Annotated in this window: 2 protein-coding genes; both read left to right on the top strand. The window is 67.3% G+C overall.

The annotated features are described in order from the left end of the window. On the top strand, positions 1 to 221 hold a 221-nt coding region (locus tag AB0305_RS22920; protein WP_366174164.1), incomplete at its 5' end, for a hypothetical protein. Positions 222 to 502: 281 nt separating this feature from the next. Continuing rightward, positions 503 to 3,034 (top strand): HAD-IC family P-type ATPase, encoded by a 2,532-nt coding sequence (locus AB0305_RS22915; protein WP_366174162.1) that lies wholly within the window; start codon positions 503 to 505, stop codon positions 3,032 to 3,034. Positions 3,035 to 3,166: the final 132 nt, after the last annotated feature.

Raw genomic sequence — 3,166 nt, 5'->3', positions numbered from 1 at the left:
AATTTCAACCAATCAATAAAACAATCGGTATCAACAAACTTGGCACACTATTGAGTTCTCAAACAACAGACACACCCGGCACCACCACAACCCCACAGGGTCCTGACTCGCTCCGGAGCAACTTTTCAAACTTACCCGATGCCCTCCTCCGAAGCAAATTCGATTTTCTCGAACCAGATTCAGGAGATGCATCAGCCCCGGCCAAAGATAGTGGTCATTAGAATGTCCAAGATTTTGGTCTTGTAGTTTTTTGGGGGTTTGGCCGCCTCCGGTAACCGGCCTCTCGGCTGGTCTCCCTCGCGGCGACTTAGAAAACAATACACCCCGATGGGCGCGTCTGCAAACCCGGGCCAAAGGGCCCTCCCCGCCCGAGGAAAACGCTGGAAATACGCGGACTTTCGGCCCTTGCAGCGGCGCAGGGGGCCACCGAAAGCCTCATCGTCGTGAAATGGCTTCCTGTATGCTGCGTCACTCCGACGTCCGCTGCGTCTACCATCGGGGTGTGAGGGCAGAACGCCGGCGCCAGGAGACAGGAACGCTGGATGCGCGTGTGCCCGCTCCCCCCGGACCCGGCCTGAATCGCCACGAGGTGGCGGACCGCGTGGAGCGGGGTCTGGACAACAAAGTGCAGGACCGGTCCAGCCGCACTCTCTGGGAGATCTTCAAAGCCAACGTCCTCACGCTCTTCAATGCCATCGTCGGGGGCAGCTTCCTGATCCTGCTGTTGCTGGGCCGGTGGCAGGACGCGCTATTCGGTCTCGCGGCCGCCGGCAACGCGGTGATCGGCGTCGTGCAGGAGTTCCGTGCCAAGCGCTCCCTGGACCGGTTGGCAATCCTCGATGCCCCACAGGCGCGGGTCCTGCGTGATGGCCTGCCGTCAGTGATTCCCACCGCGGAGGTGGTGCGGGATGACGTCCTGATCCTCCGGGCAGGCGACCAGGTGACCGCCGATGCGGAGGTGATTGAGTCCTCGGGGCTCGAGGCGGACGAATCCCTGCTGACGGGTGAGTCCGACCCCGTGGACAAGGCCACCGGGTCTGAGGTGTTGTCCGGATCCCTGGTGGTTGCCGGAAGGGGCCACGCCCGGGTGGTGCGGGTGGGGGCGGAATCGTTCTCCAGCCGGATGACAGCGGATGCGCGGCGTTTCTCCCTGGTGCAGTCCGAGATCCGCAACAGCCTGAACCGTGTCCTCCGCTGGATCGCCTGGGCCATCCTGCCCGTGGCCGTACTGGTGGCTGCCGGGGAGCTGCAGGCCAGGGGCGGCTGGCAGTCCGTGACCCTCGACGGGGCATGGGTACCGGCCGTCGTCGGCGTGATCGCCAGCGTGATCGCCATGGTCCCCTTGGGTCTCGTGCTGCTGACCAGTGTGGCCTTCGCCGTCGGCGGTCTCCGCCTGGCCGCGCACAAGGTCCTGATCCAGGAGCTCGCCGCCGTCGAAGGATTGGCGAGGGTGGATGTCCTCTGTCTGGACAAGACCGGCACCCTCACCGAAGGCGGCCTCAGGTTCGACGCCGTCCACCAGTTGCTGCCGGAACCGCCGCCGGGTTGGGAGCACGCGCTGGGCTGGTTCGCCTCCGAACCGGAGGCTAATGCGACCGCGCGCAGCATGGAGCTCGCCTTCGAGGACGACGGCGGCTTCCGCTCCGTGTCCTACGTCCCGTTCTCTTCCGCCCGCAAGTGGAGCGGCGCCACGTTCGACGCCGGCACCGGCAACACCTCGACCTGGGTCCTTGGCGCCCCCGACGTCCTCCTCGCCCCAGGTAGCGGGGCAGGTGAACAGCCGGCCGGGAAGCCTGCGTCGGCGGGGGACGCCCCGGACACCGCGGCCGCCGCCCTCCACCGGGCTGGGGACCTCGCCGCCGGCGGGCTCCGTACCCTCCTCCTCGCCCAGGCATCCGCCCTGCCCCGGCAGGGAACGGACGACGGCGCGCTGCCGGCAGCCGTGCGCCCCGTGGCGCTGCTGACCTTCCGGGAACAGCCCCGGCCAGAGGCCGCAACCACCTTGGAGTACTTCCGGGCGGAGGGCGTGACGGTGAAGATCATCTCCGGCGACGAGCCCGGAACGGTTGCCGCCATAGCCCGCCGGGTGGGGCTGACGGTTCCGCACGGCGTGGATGCCCGGACCCTGCCGGAGGATCCGGAACGGCTCGCGGAGGTGATGGAGGCAAACACGGTGTTCGGCAGGGTCAGCCCCCACCAGAAGCGGGACATGGTGGCCGCCCTCCAGCGGAACGGGCACACGGTCGCCATGACCGGGGACGGCGTCAACGATGCCCTCGCCCTGAAGACCGCGGACCTTGGCATTGCCGTAAACTCGGCGTCGCCGGCCACCAAGGCCGTGGCCCGTTTGGTGCTCATGGACGGCCGCTTCGACCGGCTGCCAGAGGTGGTAGCCGAGGGCCGGCGCGTCATTGCCAACATCGAACGCGTCTCCAGCCTGTTCCTCAGCAAGACGGCCTACGCCGTGGCTATCGCCTCGAGCTTCGCGCTGCTGCAGTGGCCCTTCCCGTTCCTGCCCCGCCAGCTGTCCTTCACCGACGGACTGACCATCGGGATCCCGGCGTTCTTCCTGGCCTTGATGCCCAACGCCCGCCGCTACCGTGCCGGCTTCCTGCTGCGTTCGCTGTGGTTCTCCGTGCCGGCGGGGCTGATCGTCACCGCCTCGCTGATTGCGGTCACGGCGGCATCGACGACGGCGGGCCCGGCGCCTAGCGCGGAGGACCTTCGCTCGGCGGCAGTCCTGACCCTGTCCATCGTTGGACTGTGGATCCTGAGCGCCGTGGCACGGCCGCTGAACGCCGGCCGGCTGGGTGTGCTGGCGGCGATGGCCGCCGCGCTGGTTGTCCTGCTGGGAGTGCCGCTGGCCCAGGACTTCTTCATTCTCGGATGGCCGCCGCAGCCGCTGCTGCTGGCCGCGCTGGGGTCGGGTCTGGGTGGCGGGGTGTTGGTCGAGGTCCTGGCATGGCTGCACCGGCGCCGGTTCAATGACAGCCCGCGCGAGACACAAGCCAAGGCGGAAACCGCGAAGGAATGACTGGGGTGGTGGTTAAAGTGGGAGAGCCTCCAACCTGGTGGTTGGAGGCTCTCGACCTGAATGATGTTCCGGCGGTGACCTACTCTCCCACACCCTCCCGGGTGCAGTACCATCGGCGCTGTGGGTCTTAGC

It is taken from the genome of Arthrobacter sp. NPDC080086, from assembly GCF_040702285.1.
Note: the sequence above shows the minus strand (reverse complement) of the source record. Positions and strands in the feature narration are given on the sequence as shown.